The organism is Pedobacter sp., assembly GCF_035317785.1.
Lineage (GTDB): Bacteria > Bacteroidota > Bacteroidia > Sphingobacteriales > Sphingobacteriaceae > Pedobacter.
In genome coordinates, this window is record NZ_DATHGC010000411.1 from 1 (window position 1) to 2,998 (window position 2,998).

Genomic DNA, 2,998 nt, shown 5'->3' on the forward strand with positions numbered 1-2,998 from the left:
ATCTTATCTTTATCCGCATTAACAACGATTTCATCACAGTCCTGCAGCCTGATCTTATGTTTTGTGGTCAGGAACTGTGCATCGCCCGAGACTTCTTTGATCAGGGGATGTAATTCAAATGTCTCCTTGTCGATCAGTATTTTTCCTTCTTCCAGTCTGGCCAGGTTCAGGAAATCCTGGATCATCGTTTTCATCTTTTTGGCCTGCGTCTCCGTTCTGGCCAGTGCATTGGCAGTAAACTCGTTTCCTTCTTTTACTGACCTGGCCATCAGTACCTGGAGGTAAGAGATGATCGAGGTCAGCGGTGTTTTCAGCTCATGGCTTACCATCGCCACAAAATCATGCTTACGCTGTTCCTCCTGCTTTTTTTCAGTGATGTCCCTTGCTATTTTAGACAGGCCGATGATGTTTCCAAGTTCATTCTTAACGGGTGAAATGGTGAGAGATACATCCAGTAAACTGCCATCCTTTTTGACCCTTTTTGTTTCAAAATGTTCCACGCGCTCGCCTTTCCTTAGCCTGGAAAGGATTCGCGGCTCCTCTTCCTGCCGGTCTGCGGGGATCAGCTTCAGTATGGATTGCCCGATCATTTCCTCGGCACTATACCCAAAAGTTCTTTCTGCCGAATCGTTCCAGCTGGTAATGATGCCCTCCAGGGTTTTACTGATGATCGCGTCATCTGTGGAGTCAATAATGGCGGCCAGCTTGGCACTTTTTTCTTCGGCTTCTTTGAGATCTGTGATGTCCACGACAGTTCCGATAAATCGTTTGGCCTGACCGTCATCGTTAAAATTTACCATTCCCTGTACCCTGATCCATCTCGTCAGGCGGTCATTAACCCGCAGTATTCTGTAAATAATATCATAACTCCCGTCACTATCCCTGGCTATCGATTTTTGTATGGCTTGCTGTACACGCTCACGATCCTCCGGATGAATATGATCAGAAAACACTTCGAAAGTCACCGGCTGATCAAGAGGCAGGCCATAGATGCGCTTGCATTCATCAGACCAGTACAGCTCGCCGCTTACCGGGCTCCAGTCCCAGGTACCCAGGTTTGTAGATCTTATAGCCATTTTTAGCCTGGCTTCACTTTCTTCGAGCTCATCTAAAAGCCCGGATTTCCTTGTTGCTTCCTCCGTCAGCGGCGTAATGTCACGTGTAAAACAGCGGGTGTGGATAAATTTGCCGTCCTTTCTTAAAACATTTGAACTGATGAGCACATGCCTGATGCTTCCGTCCTTGCGCCTGAGTTTTGCAGGGTAATTGTGTAGTGTTTCATTATTGACCAGACGGCTCAGTATCTCCCGGATCGTCTCCTGATCAGCATGAAAAGTACTGATATCAACTCCTATATATTCTTCCCTGGTATAGCCCAGCATGTCAAGCTCTGCCTGATTCGCCCATATGACAATGCCGTTGCTATCCACCCAATGCAGTGGCACAGCTGCATTTTCAAGAAAATCGCTGAGCTCTTCTACACGGGATCTGAGTTCAATATTTTCTCTTTCGTACCGGGCAAGCCTCTCCTGCATGCCGTTTAAATTTTCCATAGTTTTATATAGCAGACCAAGACCCCGCTATTCAGCGGCTTTCAGAAAGGAAATATAAACAATTTAATATAAAATAGGTTTTTCATTTACAGACCTGCATCCAAATTATCGGCCGCAGTCAGAAACCCGCTGGTCTGGCTTTAATTATGGATGTCTTTTAATTTAGGTTTTTGTCCTGAAAATTTAGAAATTGCAGGATAACATCCCTGAATACCTAAATTAATGCAAAATGAGAAAATCCTGGATAATTTTATTGTTTATGCTGACAGCCCTTTCTACCAAAGCCCAAAAATACGAAGCCAGCTGGAGTTCGTTAAACCAAAGGAAAATACCCGGATGGTTTCACCAGGACAAGTTTGGGATCTTTATCCACTGGGGTGTATACGCCGTACCTGCGTATGCGCCGGTCATCGCAAACAGCGGCGACAGCTATTCAGAATGGTACTGGTACCGTATTCAGAACAAGCAAAAGAACTTTACCGACTTTCACAATAAAAACTTTGGTGCTGCTTTTTCCTATCCCCAGTTCGAAAAGCAATTTAAGGCCGAACTTTACGATCCCAAACAATGGGCTGATGTTTTTAAAAAGTCAGGCGCCAAATATGTCGTGCTCACCTCCAAACACCATGAAGGCTATGCGCTTTGGGACAGCAAAGAGGCTGATAAAAGCTGGGGCAGACCCTGGAGTGCAGTGTCCGGTACGCCAAAACGCGACCTTCTCGGCGATCTGACCAATGCCGTACGGAATGCAGGACTGAAAATGGGCTACTATTATTCTTTGTACGAATGGTACAATCCACTCTGGCAAAAAGATAAGAAAAAATACGTAACCGAACACCTGTTTCCCCAGTTTAAAGACCTGGTAACACGCTATAAACCGTCCGTAATTTTTTCTGATGGCGAATGGGATCTCAAGGACAGCGAGTGGAAAAGCCCTGAATTGCTGGCCTGGCTGTACAACGAGTCACCTGTGGCCCGGGATGTTGTAGTAAATGACCGGTGGGGAAGCAACACCAGGGAGAAAAATACGGCATCGACCTATACCACCTCCGAGTACGGAAGCGGGATGGATCCCAATGTGATCTGGGAAGAAAGCCGTGGTATCGGTCATTCCTACGGATATAACCGCAATGAAAAGCTGGAAGACTATAAAAACAGTCACGATCTGATACTGGCGCTGGTCGATATTGTTTCCCGCGGGGGCAACCTGTTGCTGGATATAGGGCCAACCGCAGACGGACGCATTCCGGTCATCATGCAGCAGCGGCTGACAGACATCGGCAGCTGGCTGCAGGTAAACGGAGAAGCCATCTATGGCACTGAGGCATATGGCCAGTCCTACCAGTGGAGCGAAGGCAAAAAACCTGAAAAGAAAGGCAAGAGTTACATGGCTGGCTTTGACATCGCTGCCATGGTAAAACCGCAGACAGGTATGGCCCATGTGG

General features: G+C 46.8%; 2 protein-coding genes. One reads left to right on the forward strand and one right to left on the reverse strand.

Features of this window, described 5'->3' with window-relative positions; all coding sequences use genetic code 11:
- A partial coding sequence (locus tag VK541_RS25650; RefSeq protein ID WP_324373517.1) for a PAS domain S-box protein occupies window positions 1–1,553 on the reverse strand: 1,553 nt, incomplete at its 3' end.
- 229 nt (window positions 1,554–1,782) lie between these two features.
- Between VK541_RS25650 and VK541_RS25655 the strand changes: the two genes are divergently transcribed.
- On the forward strand, window positions 1,783–2,998 hold a 1,216-nt coding region (locus tag VK541_RS25655; protein WP_324373518.1), incomplete at its 3' end, for an alpha-L-fucosidase.